Origin of the sequence: Kordiimonas lipolytica (genome assembly GCF_042651265.1) — a bacterium.
GTDB classification, from domain to species: Bacteria; Pseudomonadota; Alphaproteobacteria; order Sphingomonadales; family Kordiimonadaceae; genus Kordiimonas; species Kordiimonas lipolytica.
This window is the reverse complement of record NZ_JBHSCR010000013.1, coordinates 112,183-134,907: the sequence shown is the minus strand read 5'-3', so window position 1 is coordinate 134,907 and position 22,725 is coordinate 112,183. Positions and strand designations below refer to the sequence as shown.

The 22,725-nt window shown below is 59.1% G+C and carries 18 protein-coding genes; 11 read left to right on the top strand and 7 right to left on the bottom strand.

Annotation, left to right across the window (positions count from 1 at the left end):
* Window positions 1-84 precede the first annotated feature (84 nt).
* Entirely contained in the window at window positions 85-939 is an 855-nt protein-coding gene (locus tag ACFO5Q_RS12320) for a LysR family transcriptional regulator (RefSeq protein WP_068149048.1), read from the bottom strand.
* A 127-nt stretch (window positions 940-1,066) separates the two neighbouring features.
* On the opposite strand from ACFO5Q_RS12320, the gene ACFO5Q_RS12315 reads away from it, so the two are divergent.
* Both ACFO5Q_RS12315 and ACFO5Q_RS12310 read left to right on the top strand, forming a co-directional pair.
* Complete coding sequence (locus ACFO5Q_RS12315) at window positions 1,067-1,276, top strand: hypothetical protein (RefSeq protein WP_068149046.1); 210 nt, start codon at window positions 1,067-1,069, stop codon at window positions 1,274-1,276.
* Between the two features lie 4 nt (window positions 1,277-1,280).
* Window positions 1,281-1,880, top strand: a complete 600-nt coding sequence (locus ACFO5Q_RS12310; protein WP_068149044.1) for a 2OG-Fe(II) oxygenase — start codon at window positions 1,281-1,283, stop codon at window positions 1,878-1,880.
* A gap of 9 nt (window positions 1,881-1,889) precedes the next feature.
* Here ACFO5Q_RS12310 and ACFO5Q_RS12305 read toward each other — a convergent pair whose 3' ends face one another.
* Window positions 1,890-3,122, bottom strand: a complete 1,233-nt coding sequence (locus tag ACFO5Q_RS12305; protein ID WP_068149042.1) for a cation:proton antiporter — start codon at window positions 3,120-3,122, stop codon at window positions 1,890-1,892.
* Between the two features lie 95 nt (window positions 3,123-3,217).
* Window positions 3,218-10,525: a DUF4347 domain-containing protein gene (locus tag ACFO5Q_RS12300; protein ID WP_068149041.1), complete on the bottom strand. Its 7,308-nt coding sequence runs from the start codon at window positions 10,523-10,525 to the stop codon at window positions 3,218-3,220.
* 478 nt (window positions 10,526-11,003) lie between these two features.
* Here ACFO5Q_RS12300 and ACFO5Q_RS12295 point away from each other — a divergent pair, with 478 nt between their 5' ends.
* The 5 genes from ACFO5Q_RS12295 (at window position 11,004) to ACFO5Q_RS12275 (ending at window position 13,798) form a co-directional block, all read left to right on the top strand.
* Complete coding sequence (locus ACFO5Q_RS12295; RefSeq protein WP_068149038.1) at window positions 11,004-11,630, top strand: phage tail protein; 627 nt, start codon at window positions 11,004-11,006, stop codon at window positions 11,628-11,630.
* A 45-nt stretch (window positions 11,631-11,675) separates the two neighbouring features.
* Window positions 11,676-12,122, top strand: a complete 447-nt coding sequence (locus ACFO5Q_RS12290; RefSeq protein WP_068149034.1) for a DUF6916 family protein — start codon at window positions 11,676-11,678, stop codon at window positions 12,120-12,122.
* A 20-nt stretch (window positions 12,123-12,142) separates the two neighbouring features.
* Window positions 12,143-12,766 (top strand): phage tail protein, encoded by a 624-nt coding sequence (locus ACFO5Q_RS12285; RefSeq protein WP_068149031.1) that lies wholly within the window; start codon window positions 12,143-12,145, stop codon window positions 12,764-12,766.
* Between the two features lie 91 nt (window positions 12,767-12,857).
* Entirely contained in the window at window positions 12,858-13,208 is a 351-nt protein-coding gene (locus tag ACFO5Q_RS12280) for a DUF6916 family protein (protein WP_068149029.1), read from the top strand.
* A 29-nt stretch (window positions 13,209-13,237) separates the two neighbouring features.
* Window positions 13,238-13,798: a GNAT family N-acetyltransferase gene (locus ACFO5Q_RS12275; protein ID WP_068149026.1), complete on the top strand. Its 561-nt coding sequence runs from the start codon at window positions 13,238-13,240 to the stop codon at window positions 13,796-13,798.
* Between the two features lie 26 nt (window positions 13,799-13,824).
* On the opposite strand, the gene modC is transcribed toward ACFO5Q_RS12275, so the two are convergent.
* The 3 genes from modC to modA are packed head-to-tail and all read right to left on the bottom strand — an operon-like array spanning window position 13,825 to window position 16,366.
* On the bottom strand, window positions 13,825-14,922 hold the full coding sequence (modC, locus tag ACFO5Q_RS12270) for a molybdenum ABC transporter ATP-binding protein (RefSeq protein WP_082719929.1): 1,098 nt from the start codon (window positions 14,920-14,922) through the stop codon (window positions 13,825-13,827).
* A complete protein-coding gene (modB, locus tag ACFO5Q_RS12265; protein WP_068149024.1) occupies window positions 14,919-15,608 on the bottom strand; it encodes a molybdate ABC transporter permease subunit in 690 nt (229 codons plus the stop codon). The genes modC and modB overlap by 4 nt, the downstream gene beginning before the upstream one ends.
* A complete protein-coding gene (gene modA, locus ACFO5Q_RS12260) occupies window positions 15,608-16,366 on the bottom strand; it encodes a molybdate ABC transporter substrate-binding protein (RefSeq protein ID WP_197421152.1) in 759 nt (252 codons plus the stop codon). The genes modB and modA overlap by 1 nt, the downstream gene beginning before the upstream one ends.
* A 367-nt stretch (window positions 16,367-16,733) precedes the next feature.
* Between modA and ACFO5Q_RS12255 the strand changes: the two genes are divergently transcribed.
* The 4 genes from ACFO5Q_RS12255 (at window position 16,734) to ACFO5Q_RS12240 (ending at window position 21,739) form a co-directional block, all read left to right on the top strand.
* A complete protein-coding gene (locus tag ACFO5Q_RS12255; protein WP_197421150.1) occupies window positions 16,734-17,732 on the top strand; it encodes a heme-binding protein in 999 nt (332 codons plus the stop codon).
* Between the two features lie 91 nt (window positions 17,733-17,823).
* On the top strand, window positions 17,824-19,950 hold the full coding sequence (locus ACFO5Q_RS12250; RefSeq protein WP_068149017.1) for a ferritin-like domain-containing protein: 2,127 nt from the start codon (window positions 17,824-17,826) through the stop codon (window positions 19,948-19,950).
* Window positions 19,950-20,921: an MNIO family bufferin maturase gene (bufB, locus tag ACFO5Q_RS12245; RefSeq protein WP_082719928.1), complete on the top strand. Its 972-nt coding sequence runs from the start codon at window positions 19,950-19,952 to the stop codon at window positions 20,919-20,921. Before ACFO5Q_RS12250 ends, bufB begins: the two co-directional genes overlap by 1 nt.
* The gene (locus tag ACFO5Q_RS12240) at window positions 20,918-21,739 is read left to right on the top strand and encodes an HvfC/BufC N-terminal domain-containing protein (RefSeq protein ID WP_068149014.1); all 822 of its coding nucleotides are present in this window, start codon (window positions 20,918-20,920) and stop codon (window positions 21,737-21,739) included. The genes bufB and ACFO5Q_RS12240 overlap by 4 nt, the downstream gene beginning before the upstream one ends.
* Before the next feature lie 20 nt (window positions 21,740-21,759).
* On the opposite strand, the gene ACFO5Q_RS12235 is transcribed toward ACFO5Q_RS12240, so the two are convergent.
* Window positions 21,760-22,638: a helix-turn-helix transcriptional regulator gene (locus ACFO5Q_RS12235; protein ID WP_068149009.1), complete on the bottom strand. Its 879-nt coding sequence runs from the start codon at window positions 22,636-22,638 to the stop codon at window positions 21,760-21,762.
* Window positions 22,639-22,725 lie beyond the last annotated feature (87 nt).

Sequence of the window (22,725 nt, the reverse complement as noted above, 5' to 3'; positions counted from 1 at the left end):
GCCACTATAGAAAAAAGCTGCGACCGCGGCAAACGTTACACAAATTATGCGGGCAATAGCCGGTTGAGTAGTGAAACGGGCGGGTCAGGAAAGGCTTTCGGCGGCAATCTGCCGAAGCCCCTGAAGCACTGTGCCGATCAGGGCGCTGTCGTGATCCTCGGGGAAGGCTGCATAGACCGGGTAGGTGAATATGGGCGCACCCTCGACACGCGTGAGGGTGCCTGCCGCCAGGTAGGGTGCGGCGATGCGCATGGGAAAATAGCCCGATGCAATGTTGTTCAGCAGAAAGGAAATCCCGAGAGACCCCACATTCAGGTTCAGGCTGGGCATCGTGGCATTGGGGAAATTAAGCGCATGATCCGCCTCAAACTCCGGCCCCCAATCAATATAGACATATTCCGGTTCTTTGCCACGCTCGGGCGGAGAAGCACTGCTCACCAGCACCAGCTGTTCTTCAAATATCTGCCGGATTTCCGTTCCCGGGCGGGCTTCGGGACGATACAGCACCACAAGGTCCAGCGTGTCATCGACCAGCTGCTGCATCAGCTGGCTTGAGGATGCAATCATCTGGGCGCGAATGGCCACTTTGGGCGCGTGGCTCCGCATCCAGGGCAGCCAGTGCAGAAGGAAGCCATCCCACAGGCTGGGCTGGCCGCCGATTGTCAGCATCTTCTGCTGGCCTTCGGGCATGGCGACCGCCAGTTTTGCCTGGTCCCACTGGCGTTGGATGGCGCGGGCATGGCGGGCAAACGCCTGGCCGGCGCGTGTGGGTGCGGCGCCCGTCTTGTTGCGCACAAACAGCTCCTGCCCAAGCATGTCCTCAAGCGCCTTGATCCGGGCGCTGACTGTACTTTGTGCCACATTCACCTTCTCGGCGGCACCAAGGAAAGTGCCGGTTTCCAGAACCGCCAGAAATGTCCGTGCCTGCATGATGTCCATGACTGCCTCATGTATCGATTTTTTCGATATAAACTATCTAATTTATCCGCTTTTCAAATGAAAAGCGCAAGCGCAGAAGAAAAATGAACGGTCCCATGCGGGGCCGAGTCCCTTCTGGAGCAATGCGATGACGCGGTCTGGATTTTTTGACGATGAGCTGGGGCTGGATTATGAGCCCAGCTATAGCGATTCCTACGACGATGAATGGCCGATCGACGAAGCGACACTCGCGGCGGCGCTCAAGCGTGGGCGCACCATGGGCCAGATCGCCAGCAAATACAGCGTCAGTGTCGGTGACGTCGCCGACCTGATCGACCTTTACGATCTGGACCGCTGAGACCATGGCTCCGCGCGGCGATATCGGCTTCATGCCTGCCGTGTCCAGCAGGGAGGCGGTTGTTAGTTTGCCTGACTTTCTGAGCGCTGAGGAATGTGACCGCCTGATTGCCTATGGCGAGACCGCAGGCATGGCGCCAGGGCGTCTGACCGGCGGCGTGATGGTATCAGGCATTCGCTCCGCCAGCACCCTGTGGCTGGATGATGACACCCTGCCGTGGCTTGGTGACCGGTTGATCGAGGGCCTCGCGCTTCTCAATCGGCGCTGGTTCGATTTCGCGCTCATGGGCTTTGATGAAGGCTTCCAGCTGTTGCGGTATGACGGGACGGCAGAGGGCGGCGATTTCTATGACTGGCATATCGATATTGGCCGACAGGGCCTGAATGCCAGCCGCAAGCTCAGCCTGGTGCTGCAGCTTTCGGACCCGGCGGACTATGAAGGCGGATGCCTTGAGGTGAATGCTGACGGCACACCGGCGGCGCAGGTGCGCGCGCGCGGCACACTGACGGCCTTCCCGAGTTATGTGCTCCACCGGGTGACGCCTGTGACCGCGGGGCGGCGCTATTCACTCGCTGCCTGGGCGCATGGCCCGGCCTTCCGCTGAGGCGGGTCTTCAGCCCCTGGTCTGATTTTTCCTGAGCACCAGCTGCAACAAGAGCGGCGTAAGTGCGGTGGTGAGCACGCTGACGAGCACAAGCGCCGTCAACAGGGGTGTGCCGGCAGGGTTATCGCCCGCGCCGTTAAATACACCAGCGTCCACAGCGATACCAAGTACCACAAGGCCCACCACGCCCCGCGCGGCCATGCCGGTGCCGATGATAACGGCGTCGCGGGGGTTGAAGCCCAAAAAGAGCGCGGGCACCCCGGCGCCAACGATTTTGCTCAGCAGTGCAAACACCAACAGCCCGACCAGGAGGGCAGGCATATCTCCGGCGGCGCCAATATCGACGTAAAGCCCCATCGACAGGAAAAAGAGCGGCCCCAGAACGCCTTGTACCATGGTGTTCACAATGGCCAGAATTTCAGTGTAGCTGCGCCCGCCAACCCGCGATTTTTCGAAATACAGGCCTGCCATGAAAGCGCCAATCACCCAGTGCAGCCCCATGGTTTCGGCGAGCCAGCCATACCCGAGAGCCGCGGTGACAAGCGCGCTGAACTCGATCGCCGAAGCCTTCATGAGCTTCAGGCCCTTCTGCACGCGGGGATAGACATGAACCCCAAGAAGCATGGTGATGGTGAAGAAGGCTGCCACCTTCAGCGCCATCAGGCCCAGGTCGGCGGGGGCAGGCAGGCCGCCTGTTTCCACAATCGCCAGCAGGAGCGCGATCAGCACCAGCCCGATAATGTCGTCAAACAGCGCGGCGGTGATGACCATTTCACCGGCACTGCTTCTCAGCTTGTTGAAGTCGGTCAGCACCTTGACCACCACCGGAAGCGCAGTGATCGAAAGCACAACACCGGTCACCAGAGCCTGGCTATGGTGTTCCGGCCCCATGGGCAGCCATTCCCACGCCAGCCACACACCGCCCACCAGCGGCACCAGCACCCCCCCGAGGGCAATCCACAAGGCCTTGCCCGAGGCCTGTGCGATCTCACGCGGTTCCAGCTCAATACCCGCCAACAGCACAAGGAAAAACACCGCGATATCAGCCGCAGCGGCCACGAATTCATCCTTGATGATGGCAGGCAGGAAAGGAACGCTGTCGCCGAAATTGCTGGCGGCCATGGCGATCAGCACGCCGGCCATCATTTCACCCACGGACACGGGCAGGCGTGCGCGCTCTGCGACAAAGCCGCCAAAGCGGGCCAGCAGAAGGAACAGGAAAAGCGCGAGCATCACATTCATGATGTCATCATGACGCGTTTTTCAGCCTGAAGCCAGATATGTGTGGGGTAAAAAAGGGACCGGCGACAAAGTGCCGCCAGTCCCGAGCGTTTAGGCTATATCGTGATAGTCATACTCGCCAGATCGCCGGTATCCAGGCCGACCAGGAACACGCTCTGGCCGTTTCCAAGATCGATCAACAGGCCGTCCTGGCCGTTCTGCGTGACATCGCTTGCGGCTGCCTGGACATCCGCCAGCGCGCCAAAGCCCGCGCCGCTATATTGCAGGTCCAGGGCGTCGTTTGCGACTTCGAAGTCGGTGATGGTGTCATTGCCGGAGTTGGCGCCGAAGATGAAGACGTCATCGCCGTCGCCGCCAGAGAGCAAGTCGTCATCGTTGCCGGCCCAAAGGGTGTCATCACCGGAGCCGCCGATGACGGTGTCGCTGCCTTCACCGTTATAAAGCATGTCGTCGCCGGTGCCGCCGTCAACGGTGTCGCTGCCAAACCGGCCCCACAGGAGGTCGTCATTGTCGCCGCCGTTGATGGAATCGTCCCCGGCGCCACCGCCAAGGCTGTCGAACCCGCCGCTGCCGAGCACCGTGTCATTGCCAAGGTCACCCAGGCCGGCATAAACAAGGTCATTGCCTGACCCGCCATCGACTGTATCGTTGCCGGTGCCGCCCTTGAGGAAGTCGTCGTCGCCGCCGCCGTTGATATCGTCGTTGCCATCGCCGCCGTCGATCGTGTCACGTCCGTTGCCGGTGTTGACGCGGTCGTTGCCGCCAAGGGCCAGGACGAAGTCATCATCGTCGCCGCCATCAAGGGTGTCAGGGTCATTGCCGCCCGTAATTTCGTTGACATCAATAACAGTGATGGTGAAGTCGTCGCTGTCGGATGCGCCTTCGTCGTCGGTGGCAGTGAGTGTCACGGTAACCGTGCTTTCGGTCTCGAAATCCAGTGTCTCGCCAGCTTTCAGCTTCAGCTGGTTGTTCGCATCGATGATGAAGCGGCTGTCGCTGACAGTGTAGGTCAATACATTGTCGTCCACGTCGGTCGCGCTTACGGTGCCGATCACGGCGCCCGGGACAGTTTCCTTCACGCTGCTGTTTGACAGGCTGATGTTGTTTGGCGCGTCGTTGCGGGCCGAAACAGAAACATTCATTGTCGCTGTGCTGGTCGCAAAGCCCGTGCCGTCATTGACGGTGTAGGTAAAGCTGGTGGAGCCAGACTGGTTCGATGGTGGGCTGTAGGTCAGGTTGCCGATGTCGGCGACGGCGATCACGTCGCCAGCCGTGACAGCGACACCGGAAAGCTTCAGCGTGCCGGTGCTTGGCAGCGTGTCGATCCGGACACTCTGGAGCGTGTCGCCCGTGTCTACATCGCTGAAGTTGAAGTTGCTTTCCGCAAAGGCCTTGCTGGTGTCCTCAGCCGTCGCGATCGAGCCGCCGCTGCTGGTTGGCAGGTCGTTGACGCCAGTGACATCCACGCTGACCGTGCCGATGGCAACGTCGCCCGACCCGTCGCCGTCATTTGCCGTAACGGTAATGGTGGCGGCATCTGCAGTATCAACGTCCGCAGCCGTTGTATACTGGATGCGGGAGGCGGTATCGAGATAGGTATCGATATCGTCCGGCGCACCTGCGAGCGTGATGGTAGTTGCGTTCACCAGTGTTGCCGTGACGCCGCCGCCCACGCCCGCGCCGTCGGCCGGTGTGCTGAAGGTGCCTGCATCAATGCTGAGCGTCACGGTGATGCTGGCGCTGTCCACGTCGCCGAAGTTGGCGGCAGACAGATCCACATCGCTGGCCGTGTCCTCTATGACGGTCACATCTGTTGGCAAGGTTGCGCCCGTTGGATCGTCATTGACTGCCGTGATGTCGATATTGACGGTGCCGATGGCCACATCGCCGGAGCCGTCACCGTCATTTGCGGTCACGGTAAGGGTCGCTGCATTGTCACCATTGGTATCCGCACTGCCGGTATACTGAATGCGGGACGCTGTATCGAGATAGGTATCGATATCGTCTGGCGCACCCACCAGCGTGATGGTGGTAGCGTTCACCAGTGTTTCGGTGACGCCTGCGCCCACGCCCGCGCCGTCGGCCGGTGTGCTGAAGGTGCCGTCATCGATCGTGAGTGTCACGGTGATGCTGGCGCTGTCCACATCGCCGAAGTTGGCGGTGGAAAGATCCACATTGCTGGCTGTGTCCTCTGTTACGGTCACATCCGTTGGTAGCGTGGCGCCCGTTGGGTCGTCGTTCACCGCCGTGATGTCGATATTGACGGTGCCGATGGCCACATTGCCAGAGCCGTCGCCATCATTGGCCGTCACTGTAATGGTGGCCGCGTCATTGCCGTTGGTGTTTGACGAGCCGGTATACTGGATGCGGGAGGCAGTATCGAGATAGGTGTCGATATCGTCCGCATCGCCGACCAGTGTGATGGTGGTGGCATTCACCAGTGTTGCCGTGACGCCTGCGCCGACAGCCGCGCCACTGGCGGGTGAGCTGAAGGTGCCGTCATCAATCGTGAGCGTCACGGTAATGGAGGCACTATCGTCGTCCGTGAAGTTGGCGGCGGAAAGATCCACATCGCTGGCCGTGTCTTCTGTGACAGTCACATCCGTTGGCAGGGTGGCGCCTGTTGGGTTGTCGTTGACAGGATCAACATTGATCGTGATGTCTGCCGAACCGGAAGCCGGGTCCGTACCCGCATCGACAATGGTGACGCGCACAACGCGGTCGCCGTCTGTCGGATTGTCCCCGCCCGTATTGTCATACTGGATCGCGCGCAGGAGGTCCTGAACGCGCGCCGGTGTGGCATCGGTGTTGAAGTTGACCACCAGGTCATTTCCCGCAGCGATATTATTGCCAAGGGTGCCAACAATCGTACCGCCGACGGAGACATTGGAGCCTGCCGTTGTGCCCGCGAGGGACACGGTGCCGGACGTGTCGAAGGTCAGCAGGTCTTCCGCGGCCTGTCCGCCCGACTGGAAGGTGGCTGTCAGGTTGCCGCCGTCAAAGTTGGCGGAATCCGCATCCGTAAGTGTGGCATTGCTGCTGACGTCAATTAGGGTTGCGCTATCGCCTTCGGTGAAGGTGAAGCTGTCGCCGTCCACATTGCTGATCACAGGTGGATTTGGCGTTACGGTCAGCGTAAAGGTGGCTGCGGTGTCTTCGTCACCGCCGTTCGCGGTGCCGTCGCCGTCATTCAGGGTCAGCGTGAATGCACGTGCGCCAATGCCGGATGGCCCTTCAAAGGTCAGGGCGCGGATCAATGTCTGGATATTGGCAGAGGTGGCATTGGCGGTATCGAAGTCGATTTGCAGCGTGCTGCCGCCCTGGCCGTCGTTCGTGGCATGGACCGTACCGATCGCCGTGCCGCCCACACTGATGGTCTCGCCCGCTGCGATGGTGCCGTCGCCGCCGGAGGTCACAGTAGTGCCGTCAACACCCCAGTTACCGTTTGCTGTGCCACTGAGTTGCGACAGGGTCAGGGACCCGCCGTTATAATCGGCTGAATCCACGTTGGTGACGGTAACGTCATTCAGATCTGTTACGTCCTGGGCACTAGGTCCGGCAATAATTTCGCTGGCGCTGTCACCATTGAGGTTCGCGATGCCCGGGGCGTCGTTGACTGCCGTGAGAGACACAGTCGATGTGATGTTTGGTGCCGCTGTGTCGCTGCCACCGTTCGCTGTGCCGCCGCTGTCGGCGATGCCGGTGATCGTAACCACACGGTTTCCAGCCGTCGTCGGGTCATCGCTGGCATTGGCATAGGCCATCCCATCCACCAGCGTCTGGAACTGGGCCTCGGTCAGGGTGGCGCCGGTGAAGCTCACTGTTGCGGTGGTGCCCACAACGCTGACGGATACCGTCAGGCCATTGGTGGCAGTATTCACAACATTGCCATTCGTTAGCTGGATGGTAGAGCCATCGAACGTCAAGGTTTCATCCGCACCGTCGCTGACGTTGGTGACAGTCAGCGTCATGCTCGTGATGGTTTGGCCAGCCTCAACCGTGTCTGCTGTGACGCCGGAGAACAGGTCGCTATTGGCGCCGCCTTCAATGAAGTTCGGGTCGCTGCCCGTGGCGCTCAGTGTCGGTGCGTCATTGACGCCGGTGATGGATACAGTGGTTGAGCCGGTGGCGATACCAGGGTTGTCGCCCGAGCCTTGCGCGTTGGCGGAGTTGCCGTCAGAGAGCGACCAGTCAATCTGCACGCTGGCTGCCGGGTCGTTGCTGCTGTTCGAGTAGCGAATGGCCTGCATCACCTCGTTCACCAGCGCCGTGGTCGGCGTGGTGCCAACGTCTTGGAATGTGATGGTCAGCTCATCGTCGTCGCCAGCGTTCGAGATAGTCGCGATAACACTACCGCCCGCGGTAATGGTGCCGCCACCGTTCGGGCCGCCCGCAACCGTCAGGTTGCCACCTGAGACAACCGAAAGGCTGTCATTGGCATTCGCACCGCCATTGCGCAAAACCGTGAGCGATGCACCGCTATAGTCGCCGCTGCCGCCGTTGAGGCTGTCCAGTTCGGCGTCAGAGATAGTGACGTTGCCGTCTAGGGCGACAACACTACCGCCTTCGGTGAAGCTTGGCGTGCCGTCAAGGCCGGTGAAGACAGGCACATCATTGACCGCATTCACCGTAACGCTTGCCGTATCAGTAGAGCTTGAGAAGGCCGTGGTGCCGCCATTGGTGGAGGCATCCACGAAAGTGCCAGCTGCACCCGAAGTCTGGTCCCACCCCCGGAAGGTGATGGTGGATGAGCCGCTATAGTCCGCGCCCGGGACGAAGCGCAGCATGTCTGTGCTGTCCAGCAGAAGCGCATTGCTGTCGCTCGTGGTGCCTGAATTGATGCTGGTCCAGTTTGTGCCGCCGTCGGTGGAGAACTGCCAGGTGCCGTTGGTGTTGTCCACGGCTGTGACAGCAATGGATTCGGGGGCGGCGCCATCCACATCGGTGATCGAGCCGTCGGCCACAATGGCGGCCACCGTCGCACCTGAGTTGCTGGCATCAAGGACATCTTCATCAATCGCCGTCAGGGTCGGCGTAAAGGCGGGGTTCAGAACCGGCGCGTCATTAGCCGCCGTGATGTCCACATTAACGGTACCGAGCGCGACATCGCCGGAGCCGTCGCCGTCATTGCCGGTCACAGTAATGGTCGCCGCGTCGTTACCGTTCGCGTTCGATGCGCCGGTATATTGGATGTTCGATGCGGTATCGAGATAGGTACTGATGTCGGCTGGTGCGCCTACCAGCGTGATGGTGGTGCTGTTGACCAGCGTTTCCGTGACGCCGCCACCAACGCCTGCGCCTTCGCCCGGCGCGCTGAAGGTGCCCGCGCTCGCGGTCAGGGTTACGGTCATGCTGGCGCTGTCCACGTCAGCGAAAGTAACGGCCGAAAAATCCACATTGCTGGCTGTGTCTTCGGTGACCGTCACATCTGTCACGAGGCCAGAGATGGTCGGGTCGTCATTGACTGCTGTGATGTCCAGGTTGACGGTGCCCATGGCCACATTGCCGGAGCCGTCACCGTCATTGGCTGTAACCGTGATTGTGGCGGCATCGTTGCCGTTCACGTTGGATGCGCCGGTATATTGGATGTTCGATGCGGTATCGAGATAGGTGCTGATGTCGGCAGGCGCACCCGCGAGCGTAATGGTGGTGGCGTTCACCAGCGTTGCCGTGACGCCTGCGCCAGCGCCTGCGCCGTTGGCCGGTGAGCTGAAGGTGCCGCCACTGAGGGCTAGCGTTACGGTAATGCTAGCGCTGTCCACGTCGCTGAAGCTGGTGGCGGAAAGGTCCACGTTCGAGGCCGTGTCTTCCGTGACCGTCACATCGGTTGGCACGCCTGTGGCGCCCGGGTCATCATTCACGGCTGAAATTGAGATGGTGACGGTGTCGGCCGTGCCGTCTTCCGTGCCGTCATTCGGCGTGACCGTCAGCGTTGCCGACGTGGTGTCGTTGCTGTCCGTCGTGAAGGTGATCTTTGTGGTGTCGTTCAGATATGTATTCAGGTCAGCAGCGCTACCCTGCAGCGTCATCGATGTTGTGCCCGAGGTGGCGACCGTTACACCTGCCGTTGTGCCGTTGCCGTCGGTCGAGGCAATCGTGCCCCGGTCAACCGCAAGGGTGAGCGTGATGGTGTCACCGTCGCTGTCTGACACATTGTAGGCAGACAGGTCGATCGCGGTGGCTACATCCTCCGTGGCTGTATCGTCTAGCGGCGTGCCGCCCAGGTCCGGCGCGCTATTGGTGATTGCTGCTGAGACAACAATATCATCCAGTCCGACGAACGCCATGGTAGATGGGTCTGAGGGCGTAATGCGAAATTCAACGATGTTGTTGAAGTTAGACCCAAGAGTACCGTCGGAAACCGCTTGGTATCCAACTGTATAGTTTTCAAAAGCGTTATCGGTAGAAGTGGTAAAGCTGTTGAGGGTGATACCCGATCCAATTTGGGTACCCGAAGCATCGTGCGCGGTAACGGTGAAGGTCTGGCCGGCGGTGCCGCGATAATAAATTGAGAAACCATCCAGATTGAATGTGTCTGTACCGTTGTCGGATTTAAGCGAGATATAGTTGATGGTTTGTACGGTGCCTGCGACGCCGCCAGCTCCGGCGAAATTACCGAAAACCAGCGAACTATCTGTACCCGCGGTACCTTCGCCATATTGGGTATTACCGTCAGCATCAACGGACGCCAGGTTTTGCGGGTCACCGATAACGATATCAACCCCTGTCGTATCGCCGGAATAGCTGGCCGACAGACCTGAGCCGCCTACGTTTGTGGCTGGGCCGGCACTGTCTGTCGAGAGTGCGGTGAGGCCTGTACCAAAGTTGGTGGTGCCGATGGTTGGCAGCGTATGCGGATAGGCTGTCTGTGCCTGCATGGTAAAAGGCGACTGTATGCCAATATGCCAGCTGCCGCCGCCAGAGGAGGCACCAACAGGTTGGTCTGATGCATACACACTTGCGCCGGTCAGGTTTGACAGGGCGTCAAGGAAACGTGCGCCGATTTGGCTTTTACCAACATTACAGGCCCACAGGGCGATGCTGCTGGCAGTGGCGGCAACATGGGCCAGCGCGCGTGCAATTGGGGTGCCGCTTTCAAGGCTGGCGGCATCGATCCGCTCGCCCCCCAGTGTGAAGGCGCCGGGTTCACCGTGTGTCAGGATATGGACAGCACTTGTGGGTGCCAGGGCTTCCAGCTCCCGGGCGACTTCCGCCAACTTTCCGGCTTCCGCCCGTACCACATGTGTGCCTGGCACAAGGCCGTCAAGCAGGATCGCCGAATCTTCAACCGTCGAATCAACGATCAATACTGCGGGGTACTGTTCCCCTACAGCCTTGTCGGATTCACTAAATTGGTTGAAACAAGTGTTGGTTGTCGTGGCGCCGCCAAAGCCGTCTACCATAATATTTCCCTATTGTTGAAAACTGGCAGACAACCCCAAGCGCGCTATCGCGTGCAGCTTTTGGCAGTATGCCCAAGTGTACCCATTGCCCCCAAATACACGTGCAGGTTTTTCTGTCACAAGCGCGCGGTCGAAACTTTGACTTAGCAGAGCTTATTCATGTGCACGATACAAAATAGTGAAGAATTACTGCATAGCAAACAATAATTTTACACAAACCCAAGCATTTACGCGTTGTATTCAGGTTGTATTTCATGGCGGGCTGGGTTTGATTGCCTTGTGTGCCCGCATGAATCCCCGGGTTCCAAGCCTTCCCGTCATTGGTGGCATAAAAAGAACAACCGTTTTTCGAGACGTCATGAAAACTTCAGCACTAATAAGTTGACTGCGTCTAATCTTAAGGTTTCAATCCACGTTCTTGTTATGCGTGTGTTTTTCGAGTTTCGACATACATTCCAATCATGTTAGGGGAAATCCTATGGAAGGCTATCTCGGGGTCATTGAGGCTCTTGGTTTCAACTTTACACCGCTTCATTATGGGGCGTGTGCTGGCGCGCTGATCGCAATCAGCCAGAATACGGCGCTTTTCTCGCTGTTGGGGACTGCCTTTGGCGGTGATGGCCGCAGCACCTTTGGCCTGCCTGAACTGCGTGGCCGCGTTCCAATGGGCTGGGGCACAGGGCCGGGCCTGCCACCTTACACCATGGGCCAGAAGGTGGGTACGGAAACGGTTACGCTGAACGCAACCCATCTGCCGTCCCACACGCACGCCCACTCCTACGCAGGTGGTGGTGGCGGCACCAATATTGTCCAGGTTGAGGTATCCACCGCAGGCGGCAAAAAGCCAACGCCGGCAGATGGTGACTATCTCGCCGTTCCGGCAAGTGGTCTTGGTTCGCCTCTCGGCAACGCCTATACGGCACCAGCAGAGGTCACGGCTACGGCAGCCATTGGTGGTGTAACCGTATCCGGGGGCGGCGGGTTCGATTCGAACGCCTTCGCGATCCAGCACACAGGCCAGAACTATCCGTTCGCTATCGTTCAACCAAGCACGGTGATCAACTTCGCCATCTGCATGCAGGGTATGTTCCCGTCACGCAGCTAACCCCAAGGGACGGATTATCCAGCCCTTAAATAAGGAGGTTTAGCTATGCTGGACAAGGTAACATCAAAAAATTTCAAGGATCTCATCGGGTCAAAAGTGACCCTGACGATCATGGACGGCCCGGACATTGAATTGACGGTTGAGGAGGTCCATGAGGCCAAGCTGAAGAAGGACGATGCACGCCCTTCTGATTGCCGTAAGAAGCCCTTCTCGGTGGTCCTGAGCGGACCGGAGTCCTACCAAGCCCCTGATGGCTGTTATGACCTGACGCTTGAGAAGGTCGGCGTGCTTGAAGGCCTGTATGTGGACAACAAGGCTGACAATCCTGAAAGCGACGATTTCAACACAGAGGCGATGAAGAAGGCTGCGGCGATTGCCAAGAAGAAGGCACCCGCGAAAGCCAAGAAGAAAGCCGATGATGCGACGGTCGTTGAAAACGAGCAGGATACCCAGTCGCGCCCTGTTGTGCTTTACGAAATCAATTTCGGTTAACGGGCAGCAGGAGATTTATCATGTATGAACAATATATGGGCGTTATCAAAGCGCTCGGATTTCAATTTACGCCAGCCGAATGGGGCCTTTGCAATGGCCAGTATCTGAGTATCGGCCAGTTCTCCGCGCTGTTTTCGCTTCTGGGCTGTCGATTTGGAGGCGATTGTCGGACCGACTTTACCCTACCTGACCTGAGGGGGCGTGTGCCGATGGGCTGGGGGCAAAGCCCAGGCCTTTCGCCATGGGTCATGGGTGCCAAACCGGGCTGGCATCATGAAGTGCTGTCGCTCTCAAAAATGCCGGACCACACCCACGGTTTCACCTATACGGGGAGTGGTGGCGCTAGCGTAAACGTTAGTGTGTCTGCAAGCGCGGGCCAGGATGCGACTCCAGCAGATGGTGACTATCTCGCCGTTCCGGCAAGTGGTCTTGGTTCGCCTCTGGGCAATGCCTACACGGCACCGGCAGAAGTGACGACAAAAGCCACGATTGGCGGTGTGAATGCAGCTATCAGCGGTTTCAATACAAACGCGCTGACAATCCAGGATACACCGCAGGCGACGCAGGCTGTGTCGATTCAGCAACCAACGCAGGCTGTGCACTATAGCATGTGCCTTGAGGGCCTATATCCATCACGTTCCTGATGCGATCATGAGCTATCGGGGGCCGCGTCCGCGCGGCGCCCATCCGCCTTCGGGGAGGCGGACATGGGTGGTACCAATTAGGGAGAATATTATGACGAGCACAGAAACAGCATCGCTTTCAATCGCAACTGCCAATGCGCAGCTTTTCGATGGCGGCATAGAAAAGGACTATCAGTTTGTTGCGGGTGACCTGGCCATGCCGGTTACCTTGATGGAATGCAAGGAGAAACCGCTATCGGCCGGGCCGGACAGCAAGCGCACGCCCTTTATCCTGATTTTCCGGGCGGATGTGGATGAGGCGCACCTGATGCAGCAAACCCTCGAATTCAAAGGCAGCATTGCCGGGCTCGAGGACGGGTCGCTTGACGGCCTGATGATCCACCGGATGATGCGCCCGGCGAACCTGCCGGAAGGCGCTTATTATCAGGTGATGTTCAACTAGGCTGGTATCAGAGAATACGGAGACAGAGCATGATTGAAGGAACAGTTGACCTGCCGCACGGCATCAGCGCCCGCCCCGCAGGCCGCCATGACAAGGATTTCCTTGCCAAAATGTATAAGGACAACCGCGACGACCTGCGCCTGATCGATGCGGAGAAGGACTATATTGAAACCGTGATCGAGATGCAGCTTGACGCCCAGTCAGGCGGCTATGGGTCGCAGTTTCCGAATGCCATTTATCTGATCCTGGAAAAGAACGGCTCGCGCATCGGGCGGCTGACGCTGGATGTCCAGCCGGTTGAGCTTCGGCTGGTGGACCTGGACTTCATCAAGAAGGCACAGGGCAAGGGCTTCGGTTCCGGCATTCTTCTGTGGCTGATGAAAGCTGCGGCCACGACCAAGAGGCCGCTTCTGGTGCCAACGCGGCGTGATGATTTTGCCATGGGCAAGTTCTTGACGAAATACGGGTTCGTTGAAGATGAAGCCATGTCCGACCAGGTCTTCGCCCGCATGAGCTGGATGCCCACAGCGGACGAGATGGCCGGTATTTCGGACATTAGGCCGCGCGAGGCCGCGGGCGGGATGGTTTAAGCCCGCCCATTGGAACACGTCCCGGCTCAAGCGCCGGGGCGATCAAACGACATGCTTTTGACCAGCGCGTAGACGTTGACGCCCGGCTCAAGCGCCAGTTCCCGGCAGGCCTCATGCGTGATCTGTGACCTGAGCACCCCGCCGCCGATATCAACCAATATATCCACATGGCCCGTGTCGGCAGAGTCCCTAATCTCGCTGATCCGGCCTTCCAGAATGTTGCGGATGCTGATGGCTTCGGGTTTCTTCAGCGCCAGCGCCACATCGCGCGCCTTGATCCTGAGTGTTACCGCCGTGCCAGCCGCGCCCTCGATCTGCGGCATAGTCAGGGTCTGTTCGCCCACGCTCACATGGGTTGTCCGGCTTTCCCTGTCCTGGTCCCGTACGGTGGCACGCAGGATCGCCCCGGCTTCTGCCCGCCCGTCCGGCGGTGTGAAGTCAAGCTGCGCGAAAAGGGTGGCCGTCGCGCCTTCCGCCTGTTTCCGGCCCGCATCGATGATCACCATATGGTCTGCCAGGCGCGCCACCTCGCCTGAATCATGGCTGACATAAAGCATCGGGATTTTCAGTTCCCGGTGCAGGGCCTCAAGGCAGGCCAGCACACTGTCGCGGCCCCGCCTGTCCAGGGCCGACAGGGGCTCGTCCATAAGCAACAGCTCCGGCCCGCGCATCAGTGCCCGCGCAACCGCCACCCGCTGGCGCTCGCCACCGGACAGGTGCTTTGGCGCGCGGTCCATAAGATGCTCAATCTGCATCATGGCCGCGATGTCGCCGAATACGGGGGGCACTTTGCCCTTCTTAAGCGACCTCTTTTCGCCGTAGCGGATATTGCCCTCGACCGACAGGTGCGGGAACAGGCTGGCCTCCTGAAACACATAGCCAATGGGTCGTTCGTGTGGGGCTTTGAAGATGCCGCGGTCGCTGTCCTGCCACACCGTGTCGCCCACTCGCAGCATGCCTTGCATCGGTGCAAGCCCGGCCATGGCGCGCAGGATCGTGGTCTTGCCGCTGCCGGACGCGCCAAACAGGGCGGTCACACCCATGCCCGGCATGGTGAAATCCATATCGATCCTGAGATCGCCTGCCTGCCCGCGGAAAGCCGCGCGAATCATATTGTCGCTCATGACCGGTCCTCGTTCCTGAACCGCCAGCGTTTTTCAAGCGTCATCACGGCGAAGATCACCAGGAAGGAGAATACCAGCAGGCCGCCCGCCAGCAGGTGTGCCGGCGCCCAGTTGAGGGTTTCCACATAGTCATAGATGGCCACTGAAAGCACCCGGGTTTCGCCCAGGATGTTGCCGCCGATCATCAGCACCACGCCAAACTCGCCCACTGTATGGCTGAAACCCAGCACAGCGCCGGTCAGGAACCCTGGGCGCGCCAGCGGCATGGCCACGCTCCAGAACCGGTCCCAGGGGCTCGCGCCCAGCGTTGCGGCCACCTCTAGCGGTCGGTCGCCGATGGCCTCAAACGCGTTTCTGATCGGCTGTACCACAAAGGGCAGCGAATAGATCACCGACCCGATCACCAGCCCTTCAAAGGTGAAGGCCAGTGACCGCGCCCCATAAAGCGAGGCGATAAGCCCGCCCGGGCCTTCCGGCCCCAGCGCCATCAGCAGGTAAAACCCGAGCACCGTGGGCGGCAGCACAAGCGGCAGGGCAACCACGGCTGCCACGGCTTCCTTGAAGCGGTTTCCGGACCGCGCCAGCCACCAGGCGATGGGCGTGCCAAGGAGCATCAATATGAGCGTGGTCACAAAGGCCAGCTTGGCGGTCAGGAAAATTGGTGACCAGAGATTTACATCGTCCATCAGGGCTGGCCTCCCGCGCTGGTGCTGGCCTCATAACCCATGCCTGCGATGATGGCCCGGGCGTTATCACCTTTCAGGAACGCCATGAAGGCGCGGGCGGCAGCGTTCGCTTCACCGTGCGTCAGCAGCACGGCGTCCTGCGCGATAGGGCTGTGAAGATTCGCTGGCACAAGCCAGTAATCCGTGGCGGGCTGGTCGAACACCTGCGCCAGCGCCACAAACCCAAGGTCCGCGTTGCCGGTGGCGATAAACTGGTAGGCTTGTGCCACATTTGTGCCGCGTACCAGCCGGGGTTCAAATCTGGCAACGACGCCCAGCGCCGCCAGCGTTTCCATGGCAGCTGCCCCATAGGGTGCGGTCGCGGGGTTGGCGATAGCCAGCCTGGTTGGCTCTGTTGTCTGCAGCGTCTCACCATGGACAGGGCCTTTGTTGCCGCCAAAAAGCACCAGTCTGCCGATCGCATAAGTGAAGCGGCTGCCGGGGACGGCCAGGCCGTCGTGCTCCGCGCGCATGGGCCGTGCCTGGTCGGCGGCCAGGAAGGCATCATATGGCGCACCCTGGCTGATCTGGGCATAAAGCTGGCCGGTCGATCCGAAGCTGAAATGCACGCGGTGGCCGCTCTCGCGCTCAAATGCGCCACTGACTGCCTTTGCAGCGTGGCTGAAGTTGGCGGCCACGGCAATGCGCGTTTCGCCAGCCTCAGCGGGCGCAGCCAGCAAGGCCAATAGTAGCGGCAGCAGATTAAGAAGGCGCAGCATAGGCGTCAGCCCGATCATTCCCGTGAGACATACTAAAATGTCTAGCGCGCGCGGGTGGTTGTGGCAAGGGCGGGCCTGGCCAAAAAATACAACCGGTCTTTTTCCCAATTCGGCGGGCAGCCCTTGCTTGTGATTGTCACGGATTCTGCACAGTGATATACACCCTATGGTAGATGACGCGTCGCTTTAGCTGTATCAGTATCTGAGTTCCCGAAAACTAAAGAAAGAAGGATTGGGTGCCCCGTCGGGATGCTCTTGAGCTCCTCTGTCCTTCTGGGAAGCGGGGGCAGAAACGTAAGGCAGGGTCCGAATTCGCTCAAACGAGCTGCCTTTTGGCAGCCTCTATGATTGTAAGGGCAACATGATCATGACTATCCATCCGGCCAACACGGCACCAGACCTTTCCACACCGCTGATCTCTGAGCCGCCGCAAATGTCGCCGGGTGTCCCGACTGCCGATCTTGGGCCGCTGGCGCATCTGATCGGCACCTGGACCAACCAAAATCTGGCGGGCACAGACAAGGGCGGGCCGGGCGCGCCCTATTCCTATAATGTGATGCCATTGCCGCAGGTTGACCCGTCAACGCCGGACGGCTTCATTCTGAAGAATTTCTCCTACTATGAAGAGCTGACCTTTTCGGCCATTCACGGCAGTGCCGCCAACCGGGGTGGTGTGGGCACGCAGACGGCCTTTACGGCTTTTTACGAACAGCGGGTCTATTTCGCCGAAGGGCCCAATAAGGACGCGCTGGTACATGCCGAAAATGGCTCGCTCCTGTTCCTCAAAGACGGCACTCAGCAGCTTGGGCCGTACGGCAACGGTGATCTGCCCGGCATTTGCGACAAGACTGTGCATAACAGCATGCCGCCGACGCAGGACTATGACATCGTCAAGCAGGTTTCGGTGCCCCATGGCAACTCAATCCTCGCGCTTGGCAATTATGTTTCCGGTGCCACGGGTGTGCCGTCTATTCCGCAAGCTTCGGTTATTCCGCAGGGCTATTCCGGCTTGCCGCCTGAATATACGACCCAGAATCCGGTGACCAACCCGCAGCCCCAATATACGGCCAACCCGAACCAGGTGCTGACGGACGCGCTGGCGGCACGGGCGCCAACCAATTACCTGGAACTGGAGCTGAGTTCGACAAACGGAACGGGTGCGGTGACCAACATCGGGTTCGAACAGCAGCATGCCAATGTGGAATCCTATGGCTGCACTTATTGGCTGGAATCGTTCGACGGCACGGAAAATTACACCCAGCTGCAATATAGCCAGAACATTTTGATGAAGCTTCCGATTGGCGGCAGGCTGCTTCTTTTCCCGCATGTCACCGCCAACACACTGACCAAAGTTCCGGGTTCCTAAAACAAAAGGCGCGCGCCTTGGTGGGGGCCAGGGCGCACGCTTTCCAGACACAATAATTGAGGTATTCCATAGAGAGGTAAAGGACACACTCATGTATGAAAAGAGCCAGAGTAGCGATCCGCTGCTGCCACCAACAGACGCGGAAAAGACGGTAATCAACACAATCAATACTTCATCCGACTGGAACCGGGACCGGGTCCTGCAGGAACTGAAGGATCATCTTCAGATCGCGGTGGAGATCGAGCTGGCGACCTTGCCGATCTATCTCTACACCTATTATTCCATCAACCGGACGCCAAAGGGGTTCCCGTCTGACCATGTGACCCGTTTTGCCGACGAGGCAGGCGCCATGATCATGAGCGTGGCGGTGGAAGAAATGCTGCATATGTCGCTGGCGTCGAACATCCTGTTCTCGCTGGGGCAGCCGCCAGAGCTTTACGGCAAGTCGCCATGGCCTTACCCAACAAACCTGCCGGGGCATGCGAAACTGGGCCCGGACTCTAAGCCCGTGCAAATCCCGCTGGCGCCCTTTTCGCTGGAGCAGATGTGGCAGTTCCTGGAGATCGAATATCCAGCCAAAGTCGATGCGCCACCAGAAGGCGGTGATTGGGAAACAATCGGGCAGGTCTATTCCTATGTGCGCTGCCTGATCCTGTCGAAATATGTTGAGAACTCTGACTTTACCAAGGGCCAGCAACTGAACCAGATTCAGAGCACCAACTATTCGCCGAACAATATCGACACCGTATTCCCGACCGGCAGCTTCAACAAGACCTGCCCGGTGACGACGCCCACGGCGGGGTCAGCGGCAACGGTGGCTGATTTCACCAGCCGCGACGACAGCCACGCAGGCGGTGTAGAACTGATGACAATCAACACCAAGCATGACGCGCTGCTGGCCATTCAGACGATTGACGCGCAGGGCGAAGGCTATGACTTCACCAAGTTCGACGATCCGTCAGACCAGGAATTTTCGCACTACTATAAGTTCCTGACGCTCCAGTCGAACCTGGAAGGCTATCACCCTACCCACGAAAAAATTCCACAGTCGAATCCCACACCGCCACCAGCACCAGCGAACCCGATCACGAACAAGCAGCTGGAAAGCTTTGTCTATAACGTGCCCACCAACCCGGTTGCAGCAAACTATGCAGACGGCTTCAAGGAATGCGCGGATGTGGTGAACGGGCTTTACCAATATATGCTGATCATGACGGAGACCATCTTCAAGGTGCCGTCGTCTGAACAGAAGCTCTATTTCAACCAGGCCCTTCACCGGTCCATGATCTGGGTTCTCGACAAAGTGCTGCAGGCCATGCGCGGCCAGCAGGCAACCATGGGCGATCAGAAAGTGGCCTTTGCGCCTTCGTTCGAGAATATCGACCTGGGCAAACGGGACGAGGCTTTCGCCAACCTTTCGGCCATGGCCAAGGCGCTTGATGCCAAATATGGCAACGAGCAATGGTACAACAGCGACATCCAATATTATATCAAGCTGATCCCGACGCTCTTTGACGTCAGCCCCTATTGGCGGGGTATCAAGGACCCGGCGGACCCGCTGGACAAGAATATCGCAGCGGCGAAGGCGGCGAAATTCGCCGTACCGGCAAGCACCGGCAGCAGCTGCGACGTATCGAAATATGAAGGCGTTCCCATGTTCCCGGCCAACCCGCCCGTGGCGGTGCAGCCCGGTGAAGTGCGCCATGCCTGCATGGGGCTCAATAGCTGTGCCGGGCAGGGCCGGACGCGTGACAACGCCTGCGCCGGTCAGGGCTACTGTTCAACGGCGCTTGCATACAATTATGCAGATCCGGGCAAACCTTTGGCGCAAGACCATACCTGCCACGTGAAGAACAATTGCGCGGGCCAGGGCGGTTGCGGCCTCTATGGCACGGCTGAGGAGCAATATAAAAACCCCGGCGCCAACGACTGTGCCACAAAGGGTTCTTGCGCCACACCGATCAATGCCGAGCGTTTTTCCACCATGGGGGAAAACCAGGGCAAAAGCGTGTGGGTTCGGGCACGGGAGATCTTCGAGACCAAGACCTATCCGGCGCTTCTCAAGGAGAAGCCGCACCTGCCGCCCAAGCCGCCATCTGTGCCGCACCCCCATCTGTTCCAGTATGGTCCGACCATCCAGTGGATTCAGGACTATAGCGGCCAGGGCATGACTGCCTGCGGTGCGTCGGGCATGAGCGGCGCGGGCAGCTGCAGCTAATGGATGGTTCCGTCACAAAAACCGTTACGCAGCCAGAAACCCAGGGTTCAGCCGATAACCGGCTGGGCCTAGGGGTCGGGCTGCGTAACAGCCACTTCGACCATATCCTTCAGGCCTGGCCGGAGGTGGACTGGTTCGAAGCCATTTCCGAAAATTTCATGGATTCAGGCGGCAGGCCGCGCTGGGTTCTTGACCAGATCAAGGAACGCTACCCCTTGGTGCTGCACGGTGTCTCCATGTCCATCGGCAGCACCGACCCGCTTGATATGGCGTACCTCAATAAGCTGAAAGCGCTCGCGGATGATGTGAATGCCCGCTGGGTCAGCGACCACTTGTGCTGGACCGGGATCATGGGGCTCAACAGCCATGATCTTCTGCCCCTGATGCTGACCGAAGAGGCGCTCGCCCATGTGGCAGCTCGGGTGCGCACCGTGCAGGACGTGCTGGAGCGCCCGCTGGTTCTGGAAAACCCGTCCAGCTATGTGCAGTTCCAGAAGTCGACCATCAGCGAACCGGATTTCCTGGCGGCCCTCAGCGAAGAGACAGGCTGCCAGCTGTTGCTTGATGTCAATAATGTCTATGTAACATGCTTCAACGCCGGCACCAGCGTGGACGACTATATGAAGGCCTTCCCGTTCGAGAAGGTCGTGCAGATGCACCTGGCGGGTCACCAGCACTGCGGCACCCACATTGTGGATACGCACGACGGCCCTGTGTGCGACGAGGTGTGGGACCTGTTCCGCACAGCCTGGCAGAAAACCGGCGGCGCGGCGACGCTTCTGGAATGGGACGGCGACGTGCCGGAATTCGACCGGGTGCACGCGGAAGTGTTGCGTGCCCGCGCCTATATTGACGGGATTGAGCCAGTGCCCGAGGCCGCAACCCAAAAACGCCTTGGCACAGCCACATCGACCCCGGTGGATTTCATGGTGCCGAATGTGATGAATGACAGCAGGATGGTAAGCCAATGAGCGCGAACACAGCCACGCTTCCCGACATGCAGCGCTGGATGATGGAGGCGCTCATTGCCCCCGGTAGCGTGGATGCGCCAAATTTGGACGCTACTTTCAAACCGGGAGCGCACATCGATGCCGCCGCCTGCCTGGGCATCTATCAGCGCAGCTATATCCTGAGGCTCAGGAAATGCCTGATCGAGCAGTTCCCGGCCACAGCCCATGCGCTGGGGGAAGACCTGTTCTGCGATTTTGCGGACGAATATCTGCGCACCTGTCCGTCAGACAGCTATACGCTTTATGAACTTGGCCGCCGGTTCGCAGCCTGGATCGATGAAAACAGGCCCGACCGCGACCTGCCGGTGGACGAGCGTGAAAGATGGATCGATTTCATGATCGACCTGGCGTCATATGAACGTGCGCTCTTTCACCTGTTTGACGCGCCCGGGCATGAAGGTAGGGCCTGGCCGACAGGCGATGAGGCGGACGATGAGCTGGTGCTTCTGCCGTCTTTGGTGTTGGCGCATTCCCGCTTCCCGGTGGCCTGGTATTATCATGAAGTGCGCGCGGGCAAGGCGCCCGGGCATCCTCCCCCGGCGCAGGAGTTCCTGGCCGTCGCGCGGCGGGATTTCCAGACCAGTACCTATCCCCTCAGCCCCTTCCATTACCGGTTCCTTTATGCGGTTCGCCAACACGGCAATATTGGTGCCGCACTCGAGGAACTCGCTGGCTGGAGTGGGCGACCGCTCGCCGATGTTGAACGGTCATGGCGGGATGATGTGCGGCAGGGCTGGATTGACGCCGGGTTCTTTGTTCACCGTGACACGGTGGGATAGGCCGGGCGGTCGGTCTTGGGTCAGCCACCCAGGCTCTGGGTGATGAACTTGGCAACCAGCTCCTCGCGGGTACGGCAATTAAGTTTCTTGCGGGCATTGGCCAGGTGGAACTTCACGGTCTCATAGGTGATGTCCGTCAGATAGCTGATTTCCTGAAGCGTAAAGCCTTCGCTTAGAAGCCTTACAAGCTCTGTTTCCCGTCTGCTGAGGTGCTTTTCAAGGGCCCGAATCTTGAACTTTTCCGGGAAGCTCTTTTCTTCCCATTCGAACAGAATCTCGGTCTCGCCCTGTTTGACATTATCCATATGGTCAAAAAGAACCGTTGACCGGACGTCCCTGAAGCCAAGGAAATCGAGGCAGCCGCATAGGAAGCCCCGGTAATAGTCCGTGCTGGCGGCGGTGTGATACATGCCCTCATGATAGGTGATGGCAAGATGCCCGCTGTTTTTTTTCAGGTCCATGATACGGGGGGTCTTGTTGCGGGCCAATTTTGCGTTGATGCGCGCAATGCTCCGCAGGATCAGGGCCGCTTTCGGGAGCGTCAGCAGGCGCAGCTCCATGATATTGCGCTTTTTCAGCGCCATTTGCGCGGCAGTGGCACCCACGTCCACCATGTTCGGGGTGATGCTTTGCATGTTCCTGTAAAAGGTCAGGCAGGTATCATTATTGAACCACTGTCCGGGCTGGACAAAGTAAGGGTAGCTGATGGGTTTGCCGTTCAGGCTCAGGCTGTCACTGTCAGACAGGTCAGCGGGCAGAATGCCCTTGAAAAGGATCGGAAGGCCTTTCGGGCCCATGACATCGACGACATAGTCCGCCCACAGCGCGCTTTTGGCGGTGGAGACATGCTGGTTGCTGGCCAGGGCGAAATCTTGGTTTAACGCGCTCGTGTCGAGCATAAATATCCTAACCCATAGTTTAGTCCCCAGATCGGAGGCAACCCTAGGCCGGATTAGTTAAGCTAAAGTAAAATAATAGAAAATCCC

Bases quoted from the DNA above. Each gene is read 5' to 3' on its own strand.
- ACFO5Q_RS12240 (WP_068149014.1), top strand. From the start codon at position 20,918: ATGAGCGCGAACACAGCCACGCTTCCCGACATGCAGCGCTGGATGATG.
- ACFO5Q_RS12255 (WP_197421150.1), top strand. From the start codon at position 16,734: ATGACTATCCATCCGGCCAACACGGCACCAGACCTTTCCACACCGCTG.
- modB (WP_068149024.1), bottom strand. From the start codon at position 15,608: ATGGACGATGTAAATCTCTGGTCACCAATTTTCCTGACCGCCAAGCTG.
- bufB (WP_082719928.1), top strand. From the start codon at position 19,950: ATGGATGGTTCCGTCACAAAAACCGTTACGCAGCCAGAAACCCAGGGT.
- ACFO5Q_RS12295 (WP_068149038.1), top strand. From the start codon at position 11,004: ATGGAAGGCTATCTCGGGGTCATTGAGGCTCTTGGTTTCAACTTTACA.
- ACFO5Q_RS12300 (WP_068149041.1), bottom strand. From the start codon at position 10,525: ATGGTAGACGGCTTTGGCGGCGCCACGACAACCAACACTTGTTTCAAC.
- ACFO5Q_RS12275 (WP_068149026.1), top strand. From the start codon at position 13,238: ATGATTGAAGGAACAGTTGACCTGCCGCACGGCATCAGCGCCCGCCCC.
- ACFO5Q_RS12280 (WP_068149029.1), top strand. From the start codon at position 12,858: ATGACGAGCACAGAAACAGCATCGCTTTCAATCGCAACTGCCAATGCG.
- modA (WP_197421152.1), bottom strand. From the start codon at position 16,366: ATGCTGCGCCTTCTTAATCTGCTGCCGCTACTATTGGCCTTGCTGGCT.
- ACFO5Q_RS12290 (WP_068149034.1), top strand. From the start codon at position 11,676: ATGCTGGACAAGGTAACATCAAAAAATTTCAAGGATCTCATCGGGTCA.
- ACFO5Q_RS12235 (WP_068149009.1), bottom strand. From the start codon at position 22,638: ATGCTCGACACGAGCGCGTTAAACCAAGATTTCGCCCTGGCCAGCAAC.
- ACFO5Q_RS12320 (WP_068149048.1), bottom strand. From the start codon at position 939: ATGGACATCATGCAGGCACGGACATTTCTGGCGGTTCTGGAAACCGGC.
- ACFO5Q_RS12250 (WP_068149017.1), top strand. From the start codon at position 17,824: ATGTATGAAAAGAGCCAGAGTAGCGATCCGCTGCTGCCACCAACAGAC.
- ACFO5Q_RS12310 (WP_068149044.1), top strand. From the start codon at position 1,281: ATGGCTCCGCGCGGCGATATCGGCTTCATGCCTGCCGTGTCCAGCAGG.
- ACFO5Q_RS12305 (WP_068149042.1), bottom strand. From the start codon at position 3,122: ATGAATGTGATGCTCGCGCTTTTCCTGTTCCTTCTGCTGGCCCGCTTT.
- ACFO5Q_RS12315 (WP_068149046.1), top strand. From the start codon at position 1,067: ATGACGCGGTCTGGATTTTTTGACGATGAGCTGGGGCTGGATTATGAG.
- ACFO5Q_RS12285 (WP_068149031.1), top strand. From the start codon at position 12,143: ATGTATGAACAATATATGGGCGTTATCAAAGCGCTCGGATTTCAATTT.
- modC (WP_082719929.1), bottom strand. From the start codon at position 14,922: ATGAGCGACAATATGATTCGCGCGGCTTTCCGCGGGCAGGCAGGCGAT.